Annotated in this window: 13 protein-coding genes; 5 read left to right on the top strand and 8 right to left on the bottom strand. The window is 52.2% G+C overall.

The annotated features are described in order from the left end of the window. Positions 1-29: 29 nt before the first annotated feature. From QUD59_RS03995 to QUD59_RS03975, 5 genes are all read right to left on the bottom strand, one after another. On the bottom strand, positions 30-518 hold the full coding sequence (locus QUD59_RS03995) for a universal stress protein (RefSeq protein ID WP_286239749.1): 489 nt from the start codon (positions 516-518) through the stop codon (positions 30-32). 137 nt (positions 519-655) lie between these two features. Then, entirely contained in the window at positions 656-2,356 is a 1,701-nt protein-coding gene (gene dld / locus QUD59_RS03990) for a D-lactate dehydrogenase (RefSeq protein WP_286239748.1), read from the bottom strand. A gap of 87 nt (positions 2,357-2,443) precedes the next feature. Further along, a complete protein-coding gene (locus QUD59_RS03985) occupies positions 2,444-3,826 on the bottom strand; it encodes a TRAP transporter large permease (protein WP_286239747.1) in 1,383 nt (460 codons plus the stop codon). Then, a complete protein-coding gene (locus QUD59_RS03980; protein ID WP_286239746.1) occupies positions 3,826-4,353 on the bottom strand; it encodes a TRAP transporter small permease subunit in 528 nt (175 codons plus the stop codon). The genes QUD59_RS03985 and QUD59_RS03980 overlap by 1 nt, the downstream gene beginning before the upstream one ends. Before the next feature lie 163 nt (positions 4,354-4,516). Further along, the gene (locus tag QUD59_RS03975) at positions 4,517-5,587 is read right to left on the bottom strand and encodes a TRAP transporter substrate-binding protein (protein ID WP_286239745.1); all 1,071 of its coding nucleotides are present in this window, start codon (positions 5,585-5,587) and stop codon (positions 4,517-4,519) included. 358 nt (positions 5,588-5,945) lie between these two features. Here QUD59_RS03975 and pdhR point away from each other — a divergent pair, with 358 nt between their 5' ends. The 5 genes from pdhR (at position 5,946) to QUD59_RS03950 (ending at position 14,282) form a co-directional block, all read left to right on the top strand. Beyond that, complete coding sequence (pdhR, locus tag QUD59_RS03970) at positions 5,946-6,713, top strand: pyruvate dehydrogenase complex transcriptional repressor PdhR (RefSeq protein WP_286239744.1); 768 nt, start codon at positions 5,946-5,948, stop codon at positions 6,711-6,713. Positions 6,714-6,935: 222 nt separating this feature from the next. Then, positions 6,936-9,596 (top strand): pyruvate dehydrogenase (acetyl-transferring), homodimeric type, encoded by a 2,661-nt coding sequence (gene aceE / locus QUD59_RS03965; protein ID WP_286239742.1) that lies wholly within the window; start codon positions 6,936-6,938, stop codon positions 9,594-9,596. 45 nt (positions 9,597-9,641) lie between these two features. After that, positions 9,642-11,585, top strand: a complete 1,944-nt coding sequence (gene aceF / locus QUD59_RS03960) for a pyruvate dehydrogenase complex dihydrolipoyllysine-residue acetyltransferase (protein ID WP_286239741.1) — start codon at positions 9,642-9,644, stop codon at positions 11,583-11,585. A 258-nt stretch (positions 11,586-11,843) separates the two neighbouring features. Next, positions 11,844-13,184: a UDP-glucose dehydrogenase family protein gene (locus QUD59_RS03955; RefSeq protein WP_286239740.1), complete on the top strand. Its 1,341-nt coding sequence runs from the start codon at positions 11,844-11,846 to the stop codon at positions 13,182-13,184. Positions 13,185-13,277: 93 nt separating this feature from the next. After that, positions 13,278-14,282 (top strand): NAD-dependent epimerase, encoded by a 1,005-nt coding sequence (locus QUD59_RS03950; protein WP_286239739.1) that lies wholly within the window; start codon positions 13,278-13,280, stop codon positions 14,280-14,282. A gap of 11 nt (positions 14,283-14,293) precedes the next feature. Here QUD59_RS03950 and QUD59_RS03945 read toward each other — a convergent pair whose 3' ends face one another. From QUD59_RS03945 to galU, 3 genes are all read right to left on the bottom strand, one after another. Further along, complete coding sequence (locus QUD59_RS03945) at positions 14,294-15,559, bottom strand: nucleotide sugar dehydrogenase (protein WP_286239737.1); 1,266 nt, start codon at positions 15,557-15,559, stop codon at positions 14,294-14,296. Continuing rightward, entirely contained in the window at positions 15,556-17,199 is a 1,644-nt protein-coding gene (gene pgi / locus QUD59_RS03940; protein ID WP_286239736.1) for a glucose-6-phosphate isomerase, read from the bottom strand. Before pgi ends, QUD59_RS03945 begins: the two co-directional genes overlap by 4 nt. An 84-nt stretch (positions 17,200-17,283) precedes the next feature. Beyond that, on the bottom strand, positions 17,284-18,174 hold the full coding sequence (galU, locus tag QUD59_RS03935) for a UTP--glucose-1-phosphate uridylyltransferase GalU (RefSeq protein ID WP_286239734.1): 891 nt from the start codon (positions 18,172-18,174) through the stop codon (positions 17,284-17,286). Between the last annotated feature and the right edge of the window lie 81 nt (positions 18,175-18,255).

Raw genomic sequence — 18,255 nt, 5'->3', positions numbered from 1 at the left:
AAGCGCAAGGTCTGCGGCTAGCTGAAATATTAGCTGTACTCTTTACCGGTAGGAACGATCAGAACAGGGATCTTCGCATGACGCATCACCTGTTGACTGGTATGGCTGTGATGCCCGAGGCGGTTTTCAGCACCCATAACAATCAGGTCAGCGCCAACTGATTTGGCGGCTTCCAGAATCGAGTCGGTCTGATTGCCCTCAGCAACCTTATGCTCGACGTTCAGTACCACCGGGGTGCTCAGGCTCTGTAGCTCATCGTCACAGAATTTCTCAATCCGAGCCTGCATGGTTTTATGGATCTCTGCAATTCCCTCATCATGCATCTGTTTAATCAGGTCTTCCGAGACGTAATTCTGAATCAGCGCGTGGCCCATCTCACCCAAAGGCTCGACCACGTGTAGCATGACGATTTTAGCGTCATTGAGCATCGCCTGTTTAACCGCCTGGCGAAAAACCGGACGGGTGTGCTTGCCGAGGGAGGTTGCATAGAGAATGGTGTTAATTTCGGGTAGTGCCATGATCCTTACCTCAAACTGATATGAGCTTTAGACAAAAGTTGTAATCGGGCCATTCTACCACCGCACCGGGCGGTCATTTTCTATATTGAGCTGCGACTGGATATAGCTCAATAAGATGTTAAATTTTCTTCCGCCGATCAGTGTGTGCCGCAACCGCAGCGGCTTTTTGCTGTCTTTCCTATGCCCGGATTGAAGCTGTTGGTCGGGTCCAGATCAAAATAAAAAGACTGCAACCCCTGTTCTGCTTCGTACAGATGTCCGACATTGTGCTCCGCCGGATATTTTGCGCCCTTCTTGCTGAGCAGGTCCAGCATCATCTGCTTCACTTTCTTGCCATCGGCCCCTTTTTTCAGAATATAGTCCTGATGGAATACGTGGCACATAAAGTGACCGTAATAGAGTGAGTGAACAATATGCTGGCTGATCTCTTCGGGTAGATGTTCAACCCAGTCAGGATCGTTACGACGCAGGGCAATATCCAGGGCAAGAATATCTTCCACCTCTTTCTGGTGCACAATCTGGTAGCGAATAGCCGCGCCTGCAGCGGCGAAACGATGCAGGTAAGCTTTCTTCGCTTCATCAGGGGTGCACTCGAAATAACCGCCCTGCGTTGAGTCCGCAAACAACTGCTTCAGATAGTTGTCCGCTTCCGCAATGCCTCCGTCGCTCATTTTCAGAATCAGGTAATGATCGTATTTTTTGCGATACTCTTTCATCCGTTTCGGAAGAATGTTTGGCCAGCAGTAGCTGGCAATCTGCATGATCCGGTCTGGCAGTTCGCGGGGCAGGAAGCTGAACTTGTTCAGGTAGGCGCTGATCTTACCTTTGATGGCGAACAGTTTAGGCAGTGGATCGGTGCCCATGTAGTTGATCATCAGGAAGGTATCTTTGCCATATTTCTCGGCGATATCGTAGATATCCTTGTGCATATACTCCGCAACTTCAGGCAGATGCTTAAAGTGCTGCAGAATGTGGCGACGGATGACTGTGAGCTGATCCGGATTATTGGTGCCGATGTAGTAGACCTTTTCCTCCTGTGCGACCGGAAAGGTATCCAGGCGGACTGCAAAAATCCCCAGCTTTCCGGCGCATCCGCTGGCTTCATAGAGACGGCTGGTGTCTGCGTTGTAGCGCGCAGGTGAGTCTGCATCTACATCACGGACAATCTCCGGGTAATCATTTGCTGAGGCTTTGAGTGGTGTTTTTTCAACCGCGGATTCACTGAAATTATGATTTTCCAGATTGGTCAGAATCTCTTCCGGGCTATCGCCCAGTTCGATGCCAAGATGGTTAATCAGTTCCAGCTCGCCTTTTTCATTTAATTGAGCAAACAGGGCCATCTCAGTGTAGGCGGGGCCTCGCTGAACCAGCGCACCCCCTGAATTGTTGGCAATACCGCCCACAATCGATGCGCCAATGCAGGAGGAGCCAATCACAGAATGGGGGGCGCGATTGATCGGTTTGAGCAGTTTTTCCAGGGTGAATAGTGTGGCGCCGGGGAAGCTGATAATCTGCTTACCCTCATCCAGCAGGTAGATCTTATTCATCCGGGTGGTATTGATGACGATAATATCGCGATCGTAATCATCTCCGCTGGGAGTGGAGCCTTCCGTCAGGCCGGTATTGGCGGCCTGCATAATCACAATTTTGTCTGCGTCAACGCAGGCTTTCAGAACCTGCCATTGCTGCAGCAGAGTGGTAGGGAAGACAACTGCCTGCGCAGACCCCTGTCCGGAACGGAAACCTGTACGGTAGTGTTCTGTCTGATTCTCACCGGTCAGTACATTATTACTGCCCAGAATGGCAATCAGTTCATCCACAAAGTTGTGACTCGACATAGAAAAGACACTCTCAAACAAAGTCGGCAGAATATTTCTGCCGGTTAAAACAGTGAGCCCCGACCGGAAGGCCGGGGCTGGCAGTACTTAGCTGTAAGCGACGGTTGGTAACCACAGCACCAGTTGTGGCCAGAACACCAGAACCAGCAGAGCGGCAAGCTGCAGCAGGATAAACGGGATTACGCCACGGTAGATATCGGTAATCTTCACATTCGGTGGACATACGCCTTTGAGGTAGAACAGGGCAAACCCTACCGGCGGTGTGAGGAACGATGTTTGCAGCGCCATGGCGACCAGCATCACAAACCAGACCAGTTCCGGGTTGTCGATGCCCGGTGCGGAAATATCCAGACCCAGCGCGGAGATCACCGGCGCCAGCAAAGGCAGTATGATCAGCGTGATCTCAATCCAGTCCAGGAAGAAGCCCAGCAGGAAGATAACACCAAGAATAAAGAAGATGATGCCATAAGGGCCAAAAGGCAGCCCGGTAAGGAATGACTCAATCATCTCGTCGCCGCCCAGCTCACGCAGTACCAGCGCGAAGCAGGTTGCGCCAATGAAAATGGCAAAAATATAGGCGGTTGTGTTCATGGTGCCGCCGACCACTTCATGCAGGACTTTGAAACTGAATTTTCTGTTGTAAAGTGCCAGCATTGTTGCACCAAAGGCGCCAACACCTGCTGCTTCTGTTGGCGTAGCAATACCGGCAAAAATTGAACCCAGTACCACAAAAATCAACAGTACGGTCGGGAGTACATCTTTCAGGACATTCAGTACAACGCGCGCATTGACGGGTTTGGCATCAGCCGGTACCGGCATGTCATCTGGATTGATCATCCCCCGGATAACGATATAGACAATGTAGAACCCACCGAGCATCAGGCCCGGGAATACGGCGCCCATAAACAGATCGCCCACAGAGAGCCCCAGCTGGTCAGCCATAATAACCAGCATGATGCTGGGGGGGATCAGAATGCCGAGGGTACCCGCTGAGGCGATCGTGCCTAGCGCCAGAGACATGTTATAGCCCTGCTTGGTCATCGCCGGCAGAGACATGACGGCCAGCAGCACAACCGAGGCTCCGATGATTCCGGTGGAGGCGGCCAGAATAATGCCGATGGCTGTGACGGTAATGGCCAGACCACCATGTACCCGACCAAACAGCTCCTGCATTGACTTCATCAGACGTTCCGCAACGCCAGACTTATCCAGCATGATTCCCATAAAGATAAACATGGGAAGTGCCACCAGAATCCAGTTCTCCATTATTGTCCAGAGACGGTTTACCACCAGACCGAGAGTGGTGTAATCAAGGCCGGTCATGGTGTCCATGTAGGTATCAGTAAACTGACCCAGAAAAGCAAAAATAATACCGATGCCGCCTAATACCCAGGCGACAGGAATACCAGTAAACAGAAGTGCGATGAAAGAAAGAAACATCGCGATAACGAGAATCTCATTCGCATCCATCAGTCATCACCTTTAATCAGTAGCGTAAGATCGCGGATAAAGCGGGAAATTACCGCCAGTGCCAGCAGTGCAAAGCTGACCGGAATCACCCCTTTTATCAGCCAGCGGTAGGGCAGGCCGGATGCTGCTTCAGAAGCCTCGTTTACACGATAAGACTCGGCCGTAAAATCGATACCCTGCAAAAAGATAATGACGATGAATGGCAGCACCATAGTAGGAATGCTGATAACCTCGATCAGGCGCTTGGTTTTTGCGCGCAGTCGCGAGTAAAACAGATCTACCCGGATATGGGAGTTGGTGGTCTGCGCATAAGAGAGACCAAACATGACGCCGATTGAGTAAAGGTGCCATTGCAGCTCTTCCAGAGCAATCAGGCCACTGGCGAAACCCTTACGCAGGATGACCTGCAACATGATTACCAGTACCAGAACAACATAGGCCCAGGCGATTGTGATACCGATGCGCTGAACAAATTTGTCGATTGCGTCAGCGAGCGGTACAGGGGTCAGTTTTTCGTTTTCAGTCACCGAAACTTACCTTCGCTACTAATTGGCTGAATTCGCGGAGCATGCTCTGTCCATTCAGCAATATTTATAATTATGAAATACCCGGAAAACTAAAAAGGGCGGCCTTGGCCGCCCTCTGTCAGACTCCGGCAGGCTGGGCTGCCGCCGGAGTATCCAGGCAGGATTACTTGGTGGTACGTGGCAGGAAGGCATTGGCTTCCCACAGATCGTAACCCTTACGGAATGTGCTCATGTCATCCCAGACTTTCTTGAAGAACGGATCCGCTGCGGATTTCTCTTCAACCACCTCATTCCAGGTGCTTTCAAATGTGTCGAGCATGGTCTTGTTCCAGTAACGGATCTCTACACCGTTTTCCTGGGCTTTTTCCATAACCGGGAACTGCATCGCTTCACCTTCGGCGATGGCGTTGGTCATAGATGCTTTACAGGTGGTGTCTACCAGCGCCTGCTGACCTTTGCTCATCTTGTTCCAGGTATCTTTGTTGATCAGAAGCTCAAAGATAGTGGCCTGCTGATGCCAGCCCGGGAAGTAGTTGTACTTAACAATTTTGTGGAAGCCCAGGCGCTGATCGATCGCTGGTTGGGAGAATTCGGAAGCATCAATGGCGCCTTTTTCCAGTGCGCCGAAGATCTCACCGCCCGGAAGCTGAACGGTACCTACACCCAGTTTTTCCATTACGGAAGCACCCAGGCCGAAGAAGCGCATGTTCAGACCTTTAAGGTCTTCTGGTTTCTCGATTGGTTTAGAGAACCAGCCGGAGGTTTCCGGAGAGATGATGGCACAAGGCAGAACTTTAACGTTGTAACCCGCAGTGTCGTACATCTCCTGATACAGGTTCAGACCATTGCCATAATAGATCCAGGCCATGTACTCACCGGCTTCAGGACCGAAAGGTACCGCGGAGAACAGTGCGGCTGCAGGCATTTTGCCCTGCCAGTAACCGGCGGTTGAGTAACCCGAGTTAACTTTACCGGATGAGACAGCGTCCAGAATCTCTTTCGGGCTGACCAGTTTGCCCGGCTCATAGATTTTCATTTTTACATTGCCGTCACTCACGGTTTTAAGCTGCTCGGAAACCCAGACAATCGGGGTGCCCAGTGCAGGCAGGTGAGAACCGAAAGCAATAGGGGTTTTCAGAAGCAGTTTGTCGGCAGCCTGGGCCGGAGCGGTTGCGCCTGCGACAGCAGCAGTGACAACGGCTGCAGAGATCAGAGACTTGGCGAACTTTTTCATGTCACATCCTCTAGAGATTCATTTTTTATATTTAGTTATTTGCTTTAACCGGGAGAGGATGAATGCGGAAAGTCACCATCTGCTCCACAGTAAAACGATTAATTGGTAATACCAATTTACCGCTAAAGAGTTTGTACTGTATTTTTTTTGAGCAGGGGCTGTCAACTAATTTTTCGATCCTAACTACTATAGTCCAAAATAATAGTCCTGCCTGAAATGTTTTATGACTAAGTAGAATGCCTAGTTGTTTCTTTCTGGATAGTTGGTGTACAACTGAGGGCATAAAAGTTTCTGGGTTGTTTAAACAGAATAAATTACTATTATAATTGGTCATACCAATGTTATTTGAGTGCGTGCAATGAGCTACAGTCGGGTGAAACAGCCAAAAATCTCTGATGTGATCGTGGAGCAGATGGAAGCCATGATTATGGAGGGGACCCTGAAGCCGGGGCAGAAGCTGCCGCCGGAGAGGGAGTTGGCGAAGCAATTTGAGGTCTCGCGTCCTTCTTTAAGGGAGGCTGTGCAGAAGATGGCGGCTAAAGGTCTGCTGGTCAGCCGGCAGGGTGGCGGTACCTTCGTGTCTGAAGATCTTGGGGGTTCTTTTTCTGATCCGTTGCTGGAGTTGTTTCGCACTCACCCTGAAGCTCAGTACGATCTGCTTGAATTTCGTCATGCTCTGGAAGGGGTGGCTGCATACTACGCGGCGTTGCGTAGTACTCAGGCAGATAAAGATGCGATCCGCCAGTGCTATGCTGACCTTCAGCGTTACCATGCTGATCGAGAGATTCAGAAAGAGGTGCATGCCGATGTGGACTTTCATCTGGCGATCGCGGCCTCCACTCATAATATGGTGCTGCTGCATATGATGCGGGCGCTGTTCAATCTCCTGCGGGAGCATATCTGGGATAACCTGAAAAACATCTACCCTAATTCGGTCTACCGCGAAAAGATCCATGATCAGCACAAAGTGCTAATGGATGCTATTCTCGAAGGGGACCCGGAGAAAGCCAGGCAGGCTGCCCATCATCATCTGGCTTATGTGGAAGAAGCATTGCTGGAAGGTGAGCGTGAAAACACGCGTCTGGAGCGAGCATTGCGCCGGGCTAATATAAGCTCTGACTTATAGCTTGTATAAAAACTACAGTATGTTGTTTTTTATTCGGGTTTAATTGTGTTTAAACCTGAATTTTACGCATTTGTAGACACTGTGTTCACAGATATGTAGTATTACTACAAGATAATCACTATAAGGCTTGATCAGGGGTCAAAAATGCTGCTTCAGCAGGGCCCGAGCTGGCAAAAGCCGTAAAAAAATAACGCTGCGTTAACTTAGAGTGGAGAGGTCAAAGTGCAAGACATAATTGATGATGTTGATCCAATTGAAACCCAGGAGTGGTTGGATGCGCTTGAATCGGTCGCGAAGAATGATGGCGACGACCGGGCTAAATATATTTTGCGTAAGCTGGGGGAAAAAGCGGCGGATATGGGTGTTAGCCCTGCATCTGCGCTGACAACGCCTTACCGCAATACGATCTCAGTCAAAGATGAAGCCCGTATGCCGGGCGATCTGTTTATGGAGCGCCGTATCCGCTCCTTTATCCGTTGGAACGCGATGGCTATGGTTATGCGTGCCAATGATAACGATGAAGGTCTGGGTGGTCATATCTCCTCCTTCTCCTCATCGGCAACCCTTTACGATATCGGTTTTAACTATTTCTTCCGCGGTAATGACGGCGGGCAGGAATCCGATATGGTGTTCTTCCAGGGACACATCTCTCCGGGTATTTACTCCCGGGCCTACCTTGAAGGCCGTCTGACTGAAGAGCAGATGGACAACTATCGTCGCGAAGTCGACGGTAACGGTCTGTCTTCCTACCCTCACCCGTGGTTGATGCCTGATTTCTGGCAGTTCCCGACGGTATCGATGGGTCTGGGACCGATTCAGGCGATCTATCAGGCGCACGTTATGCGTTACCTGTCAGCGCGTGACCTGATTAATCGTGGCGATCGTAAAGTGTGGGCGTTCCTGGGCGACGGTGAGTGTGATGAGCCGGAATCTCTGGGTGCGATCTCTCTGGCCGGTCGTGAGCAGCTGGAAAACCTGATCTTCGTTGTTAACTGTAACCTGCAGCGTCTGGATGGTCCGGTACGTGGTAACGGCAAGATTGTTCAGGAGCTGGAAGGGATCTTCCGTGGCGCAGGCTGGAATGTGATCAAGTGTCTGTGGGGTCGTCACTGGGACGCCCTGTTCGAAAAAGACACCAAAGGTTTGCTGCAGAAGCGCTTTGATGAAGTATGCGACGGTGAGTTGCAGAACTACAAAGCCAACGGCGGCGCTTATACGCGTGAGCACTTCTTCGGTAAGTACCCTGAGCTGCTGGAGCTGGTGGCGGATCTGTCTGACGACGACATTATGAATCTGAACCGCGGCGGCCACGATCCTTATAAAGTCTTTGCAGCCTACCACGAAGCGGTTAACCATAAAGGTCAGCCTACCGTGATTCTGGCGCAGACTGTAAAAGGTTACGGTACCGGTAAATCTGGTGAGGCGAAGAACGACACCCACTCTATGAAGAAGGTGGCGATCGATGACCTGAAAGATTTCCGCGATCGCTTCAATATTCCGCTGTCTGATGATCAGCTCAAGGAAGTGCCTTATTACCGTCCATCTCCGGATTCGCCTGAGATGAAGTATATGTTCGAGCGTCGTGAGAGCCTGGGTGGTTTCTATCCGGTGCGTCGCACAGAGTTTGAAAAGCTGCAGACTCCTGAGCTTGCTGATTTCGAAGGTCAGTTGAAAGACAGTGGTAAACGTACGGCGTCTACTCAGATGGTGCTTAACCGTGTCATGAGTACACTGGTTAAAGATAAAAACATGGGCGAGCGGGTGGTACCGATCGTACCGGATGAAGCACGTACCTTCGGTATGGAGGGGATGTTCCGTCAGTTGGGTATCTACACCTCTGAAGGTCAGCGCTATGTGCCGCATGACTCCGACCAGATCATGTTCTACAAAGAGTCGAAAACCGGCCAGATCCTTGAAGAGGGGATTAACGAAGCCGGTGCGATGTCTGCCTGGATGGCGGCTGCGACCTCTTATGCCAACAATAACTGCACGATGGTGCCGTTCTATATCTACTACTCCATGTTTGGTTTCCAGCGAGTAATGGATCTGGCCTGGGCTGCAGGTGATATGCAGGCTCGCGGCTTCCTGATTGGTGCGACTTCAGGCCGTACTACCCTGAACGGTGAAGGTTTGCAGCATCAGGATGGTCATAGCCATCTGATGGCGCAGATGATCCCGAACTGTAAGTCCTACGATCCGACCTATGGCTATGAGCTGGCGGTGATTGTTCAGGACGGTCTGCGTCGGATGTATCAGGATCAGGAAAACTGCTTCTACTACATCACCACCATGAACGAAAACTACCATCACCCGGCCATGCCTCAGGGTGCCGAAGAGGGCATCATTAAAGGTATGTACCTGCTGCGTGAGGGTAAAGAGGCGGAGAAAAAAGTCCAGCTTATGGGTTGTGGCACTATTCTTCGTGAGGTGGAAGCTGCTGCCGATATTCTGCGCGACGAGTATGGTGTGGAATCGGACATCTGGAGCACAACATCGATCAACGAGCTGCGTCGTGATGCAATGGCGGTTGCGCGTGACAATATGTTGAATCCAGAAGCGGATCCGAAAAAAGCCTATGTAACTGAGTGTATTGAAAGCCGTGGTGAAGGCCCGGTTATCGCATCTACAGATTACATGCGTTCCTACGCAGATCAGCTGCGTGAATACATTCCTCGTAACTTTAAAGTGCTGGGTACCGATGGCTTCGGTCGTTCCGACACCCGCGGTAAGTTGCGTGAGTTCTTCGAGGTTAACCGTTACTACGTAGTGGTTGCGGCTCTGAGAGCACTCCAGGAAGAGGGCAAGGTCACGGGCGCGGATGTTGCCAAGGCCATGCAGAAGTTCAACATCAACCCGGCTAAGCCGGCACCGTGGACTGTTTAAGTCTGCGCGGAACTTCTAAACAGCTTAGAACTGGAGGAATTTAAAGTGAGTATTATCACAATTACTGTGCCAGACCTGTCGGGTTCCACGGATGTTGATGTTGTTGAAGTGCTGGTTAAGGACGGCGACAGCATTAATGAAGGCGATAGCCTGATTGTTCTGGAGACAGATAAAGCATCCATGGAAGTGCCATCTACCCATAGCGGTGTCGTGGTTTCCATGAAGATCAAAGTGGATGATCAGGTTAATGAAGGTGACCTTCTGCTTGAACTGGATACCGGTGCAGCCGCTGCTGCCGCCCCGGTTGCAGAAGAAGCGCCCGCAGCGGAGCCTGCCCCGGCAGCTTCCGCGCCGGCTGCAGCACCAGAAGCGACTGCTACCGCAATTGAGGCTGTGCTGATCCCGGACCTTTCCGGTGCCACTGATGTGGATGTGGTTGAGGTCCTGGTAAAAGACGGCGACACGGTTGCGGAAGGCGATAGCCTGATCGTTCTGGAAACGGACAAGGCCTCTATGGAGGTGCCCGCACCTAAAGCGGGTGTGGTGATTTCCATGAAGATCACAGAGGGCAGCACCGTCAACGAGGGTGATCTGCTGATGGATCTGCAGGTGGGGGCCGCTGAGGCACCTGCGGCAGCTCCTGCTGCTGCCTCTGAGCCTGCTCCGGCGGCGGCCCCTGCGCCTGCGGCGGTTGCGGGTGGTAAAGAGAATATTCTGATCCCTGATCTGTCCGGCGCTACTGATGTGGACGTGGTTGAAGTCCTGGTGAAGGACGGAGACAGTGTGTCTGAAGGTGACAGCTTGATTGTACTGGAAACAGATAAAGCCTCTATGGAGGTGCCTGCGCCTAAGGCGGGGACTGTGGTTTCCATGAAGATCAAAGAGGGTGATACCGTTAATGAAGGTGATCTGCTGCTGGAGCTTGAAGTGTCCGGTGGTGCGGCTCCTGCTCCGGCGGCCCCTGCGGCAGCTCCGGCTCCGGCTGCTCCGTCAGCACCGGCACCTGCGCCAGCCAAGTCATCTGCGGCACCGGCCGCGGGTGTAGATAAAGCCGCGCTGGAGAAAAAGAATCGCAGCGTTCATGCCGGCCCTGCCGTGCGTGCTGTTGCGCGTGAATTCGGTGTCGATCTGTCACTGGTTTCAGGTACCGGTCGTCGTGGTCGTGTCCTTAAAGAGGATGTGCAGGCGTATGTTAAAGGTGCGCTGAAGCAACTGGCGGAAGCGCCTAAAGCCGGAACTGTCACCGGTGGTTCGGGTATTCCGGCGATCCCTGAAGTCGACTTCAGTAAGTTTGGTGAGATCGAAGTTGAAAAACTGAGCAAGATCGCCAAAGTGACGCGCGACAATATGAGTCGCTGCTGGTTGAATATCCCGCATGTGACCCAATTCGATAAAGCGGATATCACCGAACTGGAAGCGTTCCGTAAGGATATGAAGGATGAAGCGGCTGCCTCCGGCGTTAAGCTGACTCCGCTGCCATTTATGCTTAAAGCGATTGCTATTGCTCTTAAGGCGCATCCTAAATTCAATGCTTCTCTGCATGCGGATGGTGAGCATATTGTTTACAAGAAATACGTCAATATCGGTATGGCGGTTGATACCCCGAACGGTTTGATGGTGCCTGTAATCAAGGATGCAGATAAGAAGAGTATTTACGAGCTGTCCAAAGAAGCGATTGAGCTGGCGGGCAAGGCGAAAGATCGTAAGCTCAAGCCAGACGAAATGCAGGGTGCGTGTTTCACTATTTCCAGCCTGGGTGGCATTGGCGGTACTGGCTTTACGCCAATCGTTAATGCGCCTGAAGTGGCTATTCTGGGTGTTTCTAAAGCGGATATCGAACCGCGTTGGAATGGTAAGGAGTTTGAGCCGCGTAAGATGCTGCCGCTGTGCCTTTCTTACGATCACCGTGCCATTAATGGTGGTGATGCCGGTAAGTTCCTGACCTACCTGAACAGCCTGCTGAGCGACATTCGTCGCCTGGTGCTGTAACCCATTTACCAATCCCTTGGCTCAACGCCTCTTCGGAGGCGCTCTTTTTCAAGGGGGTAGATAACCCAAACGGCGAGCCTGTGCAGGAGCTCGCCGTTTTTTTTGCCTGTCTTTTCCACGGTTGTTAAACGGGATTTTCAGTACAGGTCTTCGCAATAACTTTTTCATTTTAAGTGCGTATAATGTTGCACTAAGGTTAAATTCTCCAAGTGTTCTGTAGGTGAAGCCGGGTCGGCTTTGCCGGTTAAGGAAATCTGAATGAAAGTTACGGTATTTGGCATCGGTTATGTGGGGCTGGTCCAGGCTGCGGTTCTGGCTGATGTGGGTCATGAAGTGGTCTGTGTCGACGTCGATCAGGCGAAGGTAGATAACCTGAAGAAGGGTATTATTCCCATCTATGAGCCCGGTCTGACACCGCTGGTAGAGAGTAACTTTGCTGAAGGTCGTCTGCACTTTACGACCGATGCGGCTGAGGGTGTGGCTCATGCCGAAGTGCAGTTTATTGCGGTGGGTACACCACCCGATGAGGATGGTTCAGCGGATCTGAAGTACGTGCTGGCTGTTGCTGAGACCATTGCAACGCATATGACTTCGCCGAAAATCATCGTTGATAAATCGACTGTGCCTGTAGGTACCGGAGATAAAGTGGCTGCGCATATTGCTGCGGTGCTGGCCTCACGTAATGAATCGATTGATTTCCATGTGGTATCCAATCCGGAGTTCCTCAAAGAGGGTGCGGCGGTTAATGACTGTATGCGCCCTGATCGCATTGTTATTGGTACGGACAGTGATCATGTCGAAACCCGGATGCGCGAACTCTATGCGCCGTTTAACCGTAACCATGATCGTATGATCTTTATGGATCTGCGCAGTGCTGAGCTGACCAAATATGCGGCGAACTGCATGCTGGCTACCAAGATCAGCTTTATGAATGAGATGTCACAACTGGCGGAGCGCCTTGGTGCCGATATTGAAAATGTTCGTCGGGGTATTGGTTCGGACGAGCGCATTGGTTATCACTTTATCTATCCGGGTTGTGGTTACGGCGGTTCCTGTTTCCCTAAAGATGTTCAGGCGCTGGTGCGCACAGCGGACGGGATTGAGTACGATGCCCGGCTGCTGAAGTCGGTTGAGGCGGTGAACTACCGCCAGAAAGAGGTGCTGTTTAACCGGGTTAATGATTATTTTTCCGGTAACATCGAAGGTAAAACCATTGCGCTGTGGGGGCTCTCTTTCAAGCCGAATACCGATGATATGCGCGAGGCTTCCAGTCGGGTACTGATGGAAAACCTGTGGCAGAAGGGGGCAAAAGTACGGGCTTTCGATCCTGAAGCGATGGAAGAAACCCAGCGCATCTATGGTTGCCGGGATGATCTGGAACTGGTTGGTACTAAAGAAGCGGCCTTGCAGGGTGCTGATCTGCTGGTGATCTGCACCGAGTGGAAGGCGTTTCGTGCACCTGACTTCGATATGATCAGGGCAGCGCTGATCAATCCGGTCGTTATTGATGGCCGGAATATGTATGAGCCGGAGCTGGTTGAACGTCATGGTCTGGAATACTACGGTATCGGCCGTGGGCGGAGTATTGCTCAGCTCTGATCAAAGCGGGCGCGTCAGCATGACGCGCTTTATTAATTTTGCATGGTCGTCAGCACGGCCAGCATTGAATCACCTCTGGTAGCGGATAATAGAATGAAATTCTTAGTCACGGGCGCAGCCGGCTTTATCGGTTTTTATACGGCGCAACGCCTTTGTCAGGCAGGCCATGAAGTGGTCGGTCTGGATAATCTTAACGACTACTATGACATTAACCTGAAGCATGCCCGTCTGAATCAGTTACAGCCCCTGCAAGGTTTTCGTTTTGTCGAGCTGGATCTGGCGGATCGTGAAGGGATGGCGGCGCTGTTCAGGCAGGAGAAGTTTGATCGCGTTATACACCTTGCCGCTCAGGCCGGCGTGCGTTATTCGCTGCAGAATCCGTTTGCTTATGTGGATTCTAATCTGGTGGGGATGATGACAATTCTGGAAGGTTGCCGGAATAATGAGGTGGGTCATCTGGTCTACGCCTCCTCCTCTTCGGTGTATGGTATGAATGTGAAGATGCCATTCTCTACCGATGATGCGGTGGATCATCCGGTCTCCCTTTATGCGGCGACGAAAAAATCCAATGAGCTGATGGCTCACTCATACTCCCACCTTTACGATATCCCAACGACCGGCCTGCGTTTCTTTACCGTATATGGGCCCTGGGGCCGTCCGGATATGGCGCCGTTCCTGTTCACCCGGGCGATTCTGCAGGGTGAGCCGATTAAGGTGTTCAACCATGGCAAGATGCGCCGTGACTTTACCTTCGTTGAGGATATTGTCGAAGGTGTGATTCGGATTCAGGATGTGATTCCGCAGCGAGATGATCAGCAGGCGATGAACAGCCCGGCAGCGAGTAAGGCGCCGTACCGTGTGTATAACATCGGTAATAATCAGCCAATTGAGCTGATGGAGTTTATTCAGGCGATCGAAAATGCAGCCGGTCGGGAAGCGGTAAAAGAGTATCTGCCGATGCAGCCGGGGGATGTTCCTGCGACCTATGCTGACGTGTCAGGGTTGGAGCAGGCGGTTGGTTTCAAACCGAGCACCAGTATTCAGGACGGTATGAACCGGTTCGTGGACTGGTACCGGGGCTTTTACCCCGGCAACTGACAGAGGCCGCGTCAGCGGCCTACTCCGTAATAGGTGAAGCCCTGCTCAAGCAGGGTTTCTTTTGCGAAAATATTTCTACCGTCGATCACCAGTGGTGATCGCATCAGTTGCAGAATGCGCTCGTAGTCGGGTGACCAGTATTCAGGCCATTCGGTCAGCAGCAGCAGGCCATCACTCTGTTCCAGTGCCTGGTAGCTGTCCTCGCAGTAGATCAGTTCAGGTAGATCACCAAAACGCTGGCGGATATTGCTCAGTGCCAGCGGATCGTGCAGTTTAATCTGGCATTTTTGTGCAAGCAGTGTCTCGATGATTTTCAGGCTGGGTGCGTTGTCGATACTGGCCGTGCCGGGTTTAAATGACAGCCCCCAGACAGTAATCGTTTTGCCCTGCAGATCGCACTCATAGTGGCGCCAGAGTTTGCGGAACGGTTGTTCTTTCTGTTTTTCGTTTTCGATCAGAACCGTATCCAGCAGTTTAGAGTTGCGATTCTCGCTCATCAGTTCCGACAGGCCGGCGATGTATTGCTGAAAATGCTGGCCGCCGAAACCGCAGCCGGGGTGCAGGTAGTGTGGGCCGATGCGTGGGTCGCTGATCAGAGCGGCCCGGATCACTTCGATATCGACCTGAAGGTGATCTGCGAGGTTAGCCAGTTCATTGATATAACCGAGTCGAAGGGCAAGCATTCCGGTATTGGCGAATTTGGTAAACTCCGCTTCCTTTGCAGACATGATCAGCCACTGCTTCAGCCCCTGGCTGAATGGGCGCAGTAATGCCCTGATGGTCATGATGGCAGATTCATCTTCACAACCCAGTATCAGGGTTTCCGGCGATTTAAAATTCTTCAGTGCCGAGCCTTCGGCGAGCATGTCGGGTATATAAGCAACAATCTGATTGCGCTTACTTTGCAGCAGTTTCTGCAGTTTATCGCTGCTGCCGACACCAAAATTGGACTGGTTAATAATCAGAAGCTTATTCGGATGAAACTGTTTTAGCTGCAGGGTCAGTTGCTCAGCCAGAGGGTACTGATTCGGGCTCAGTGCAAAGATATGATTGTTGCTGCCCTGCAGGGCCTGCTGCTGGTCACTGAAGCTCAGTCGGCCGGCCTCGCGCTGTGACTGGATCAATCCCTGCAGGCCGGGTTCGTTGCTGGCTTTGAATTCCAGTTCCTGATCTGAGCTGAGGTATTCGCTGACCATGCTGACATGGTTGCCGGCCTCGGCGAGAGCGGCAGCGGCGGTCCAGGCGGGTAGTTCATTACCCCAGATTGTGATTCTCATGCTTCGGGCTCGCTCTGGCTGGAAATTTTCTCTAGTAATCCCCGGGTTGAGGAGTCAAAGTCGCTGGCGGCGGGGTCTGCTGACAGTGCGCTGAGTAATGAGGTGGCTACTTTTTTCCCCAGCTCTACGCCCCATTGATCGAATGGGTTAATGCCCCAGATAACCGACTGCACGAAAACTTTGTGCTCATAAAGGGCGATCAGTTGGCCCAGACTGGCTGGCGTGAGTTCGTCCAGCAGCAGAGTTGTGCAGGGCTGATTACCACGGTAGCGTTTATATACCGGTGCGCTCTCGGCATCTTTCAGTACTGAATCACCCAGAGCCAGAATGCGGGACTGGGCAAGGCAGTTGGCCAGATTCAGCTGGTGCTGATGCAGCAGCTCGTTATTGCCGCTCTGATGATAGCGTCTGGCGGCGACGATAAAGTCGCACATCACCGATTCGGTGCCCTGATGCAGGAGTTGATAGAAAGCGTGTTGGGCATTACTGCCCACTTCTCCCCAGAGAATAGGACAGGTGCTGTAATCCGTGAGCGTGCCATCTCGGGTAACGGATTTGCCATTGCTCTCCATCTCAAGCTGTTCCAGATAGGCCGGGAAGTGGCTGAGACGGCCGTCGTAGGGGAGAATGGCATGGGCGTTGATCTTCAGGAAATTGATATTCCAGATCCCGCATAAAGCCAGTAGCACCGGCAGGTTTTCCCCGAAAGGGGCTGTGCGAAAGTGCTGGTCCATCGCGTGCGCGCCGGCCAGTAACTGACGGAAGCCGGGCATGCCGAGCTTCAGTGCAATGGGAAATCCTATGGTGGACCACATTGAGTAACGCCCGCCGGTCCACTCCCAGAATCCGAGCTGGTGGGAGGCGGAGATGCCCCATTCGGTCATCTTCTCACTGGCGGCAGATACGCCGATAAAGTGACGTGCGGTCAGCATGGTTTCATTGTCTGCCATGCTGGATTTCTTCAGCCACTCTTTGGCGGTATTGGCGTTAGCCAGCGTGTCTACCGTGGTAAATGACTTAGAGGAGATGACAAACAGGGTACGGGCCGGATTCAGTTTGTTCAGCAGCTCGGCCAACTGACTGCCATCCATTGACGAGACAAAGTGGATCTGGATGTGAGCGGCTTCTTCAGGCTGGTTTTCTGCCAGGGCTTTGCACGCCATCAAGGGGCCAAGGTCAGAGCCGCCTACGCCGATATTAACAACGGTGTTGATCGAATGTCCGGTAAAACCACGCCATTGCCCTGAATGAATGCGCTCGACAATCGCCTGCATGCGTTCCAGATTAGACTGAATCTCCGGAATGATGTCCTGACCATTCAGCAGCAGGCTGGAGCTGCCCGGTGCACGTAATGCGGTATGCAGGGCGGGGCGGTTTTCAGAGGCGTTAACCGGTGCGCCAGAAAACAGGTCTTCCGTCCATTGCTGCAGGTTTCGCTCGCTAGCCAGCGATGTCAGCAGCGATAAGGTCTCCTCAGTCATGCGCTGTTTCGACAGATCCAGCAGGATATCATCCTGACTGAAACTGAGTTGGGTAAAGCGCTGCGTATCTGACTTAAACAGGTCGCTGATATGGCGGGCAGACATCTGTTCTGCATGCTTTGTCAGAGCCTGCCAGGCAGGCGACTGTTGCAGTGGCATGGCGGTTCCTTTCGAAAACGGGCGGTCTCAGGGGATTGTACCCCTGATAAACCTGAAGAAAAATGTCCCTTGATCCTGACGACCTCAGAGGTCCAGATCGCGAATAAAGTCTTTCAGTGCTGCGGCGGTTTCCGGATGATTCAGGCCATAAGCCAGATTGGCTTGCAGGTATCCGGCTTTGTTGCCGCAATCATAAGTTTTACCGCGCATATGAAATGCCTCGAGCTCTCCTTCATCGAGGAAGGTCGCCATCGCATCGGTGAGCTGTATCTCGCCTCCGGCGCCCGGGCGGGTCTGGGTGAGGAGTTGCATGATACGGCCCGGCAGGATGTAGCGGCCGTTGATGGACAAATTGGAAGGCGCCTCGTTGACATTCGGCTTTTCAACCATGCGGGCGATAGCCGCGCTTTCGCCGGGCGCTATCTTAACCCCTGAGCAATCAACAATGCCGTAGCGGTCTACCTTCTCTTCGGGTACAGGTTCGACCATGATCTGGCCGATGCCGCTTTGGCGATAGGCCTCGGTCATGGCGCTGAGATCCGCTTCCTGACCGGGTGCGCAGGCGATCAGCATATCCGGTAAAAGGACGGCAAAATCTTCGTCACCAATAATCGGAGCGGCACAGAGCACTGCATGACCCAGACCCAGTGCCTGATGCTGACGCACTGCTGTGATGCTGACCTGAGATGGCAGTATATTACGCACGCTATTAAGAATATCGGTTTTGCCTTTGCGTTCGAGCTCTGCTTCCAGCTCATAGTGGCAGTCGAAATGGTCTTCAATGGCGGATTTGCCCGAGCGGGTAACCAGAACGATCTCGCTGATGCCGGCGGCAACCGCCTCTTCGATGACATACTGAATGACCGGTTTATCTACTACCGGCATCATCTCTTTAGGAATCGCTTTGCTGGCAGGCAGGACACGGGTGCCGAGGCCGGCAACGGGAATAACGGCTTTTTTAATAACGGAATTCATAGCATCGATCGGTCAGGTTGAATTTGGCGAATATTCTAACATTGATCATCGTCTGGTGGGTTAAGATCTGGCTGCAATTCA

This window comes from Neptuniibacter halophilus (assembly GCF_030295765.1).
In the GTDB taxonomy this organism is placed as follows: domain Bacteria; phylum Pseudomonadota; class Gammaproteobacteria; order Pseudomonadales; family Balneatricaceae; genus Neptuniibacter; species Neptuniibacter halophilus.
Note: the sequence above shows the minus strand (reverse complement) of the source record. Positions and strands in the feature narration are given on the sequence as shown.

Excerpts from the sequence above, each read along its gene's own strand:
- QUD59_RS03995 (WP_286239749.1), bottom strand. The coding sequence starts at position 518 with ATGGCACTACCCGAAATTAACACCATTCTCTATGCAACCTCCCTCGGC.
- QUD59_RS03975 (WP_286239745.1), bottom strand. The coding sequence starts at position 5,587 with ATGAAAAAGTTCGCCAAGTCTCTGATCTCTGCAGCCGTTGTCACTGCT.
- QUD59_RS03985 (WP_286239747.1), bottom strand. The coding sequence starts at position 3,826 with ATGGATGCGAATGAGATTCTCGTTATCGCGATGTTTCTTTCTTTCATC.
- galU (WP_286239734.1), bottom strand. The coding sequence starts at position 18,174 with ATGAATTCCGTTATTAAAAAAGCCGTTATTCCCGTTGCCGGCCTCGGC.
- pgi (WP_286239736.1), bottom strand. The coding sequence starts at position 17,199 with ATGCCACTGCAACAGTCGCCTGCCTGGCAGGCTCTGACAAAGCATGCA.
- QUD59_RS03950 (WP_286239739.1), top strand. The coding sequence starts at position 13,278 with ATGAAATTCTTAGTCACGGGCGCAGCCGGCTTTATCGGTTTTTATACG.
- QUD59_RS03945 (WP_286239737.1), bottom strand. The coding sequence starts at position 15,559 with ATGAGAATCACAATCTGGGGTAATGAACTACCCGCCTGGACCGCCGCT.
- QUD59_RS03955 (WP_286239740.1), top strand. The coding sequence starts at position 11,844 with ATGAAAGTTACGGTATTTGGCATCGGTTATGTGGGGCTGGTCCAGGCT.
- pdhR (WP_286239744.1), top strand. The coding sequence starts at position 5,946 with ATGAGCTACAGTCGGGTGAAACAGCCAAAAATCTCTGATGTGATCGTG.
- dld (WP_286239748.1), bottom strand. The coding sequence starts at position 2,356 with ATGTCGAGTCACAACTTTGTGGATGAACTGATTGCCATTCTGGGCAGT.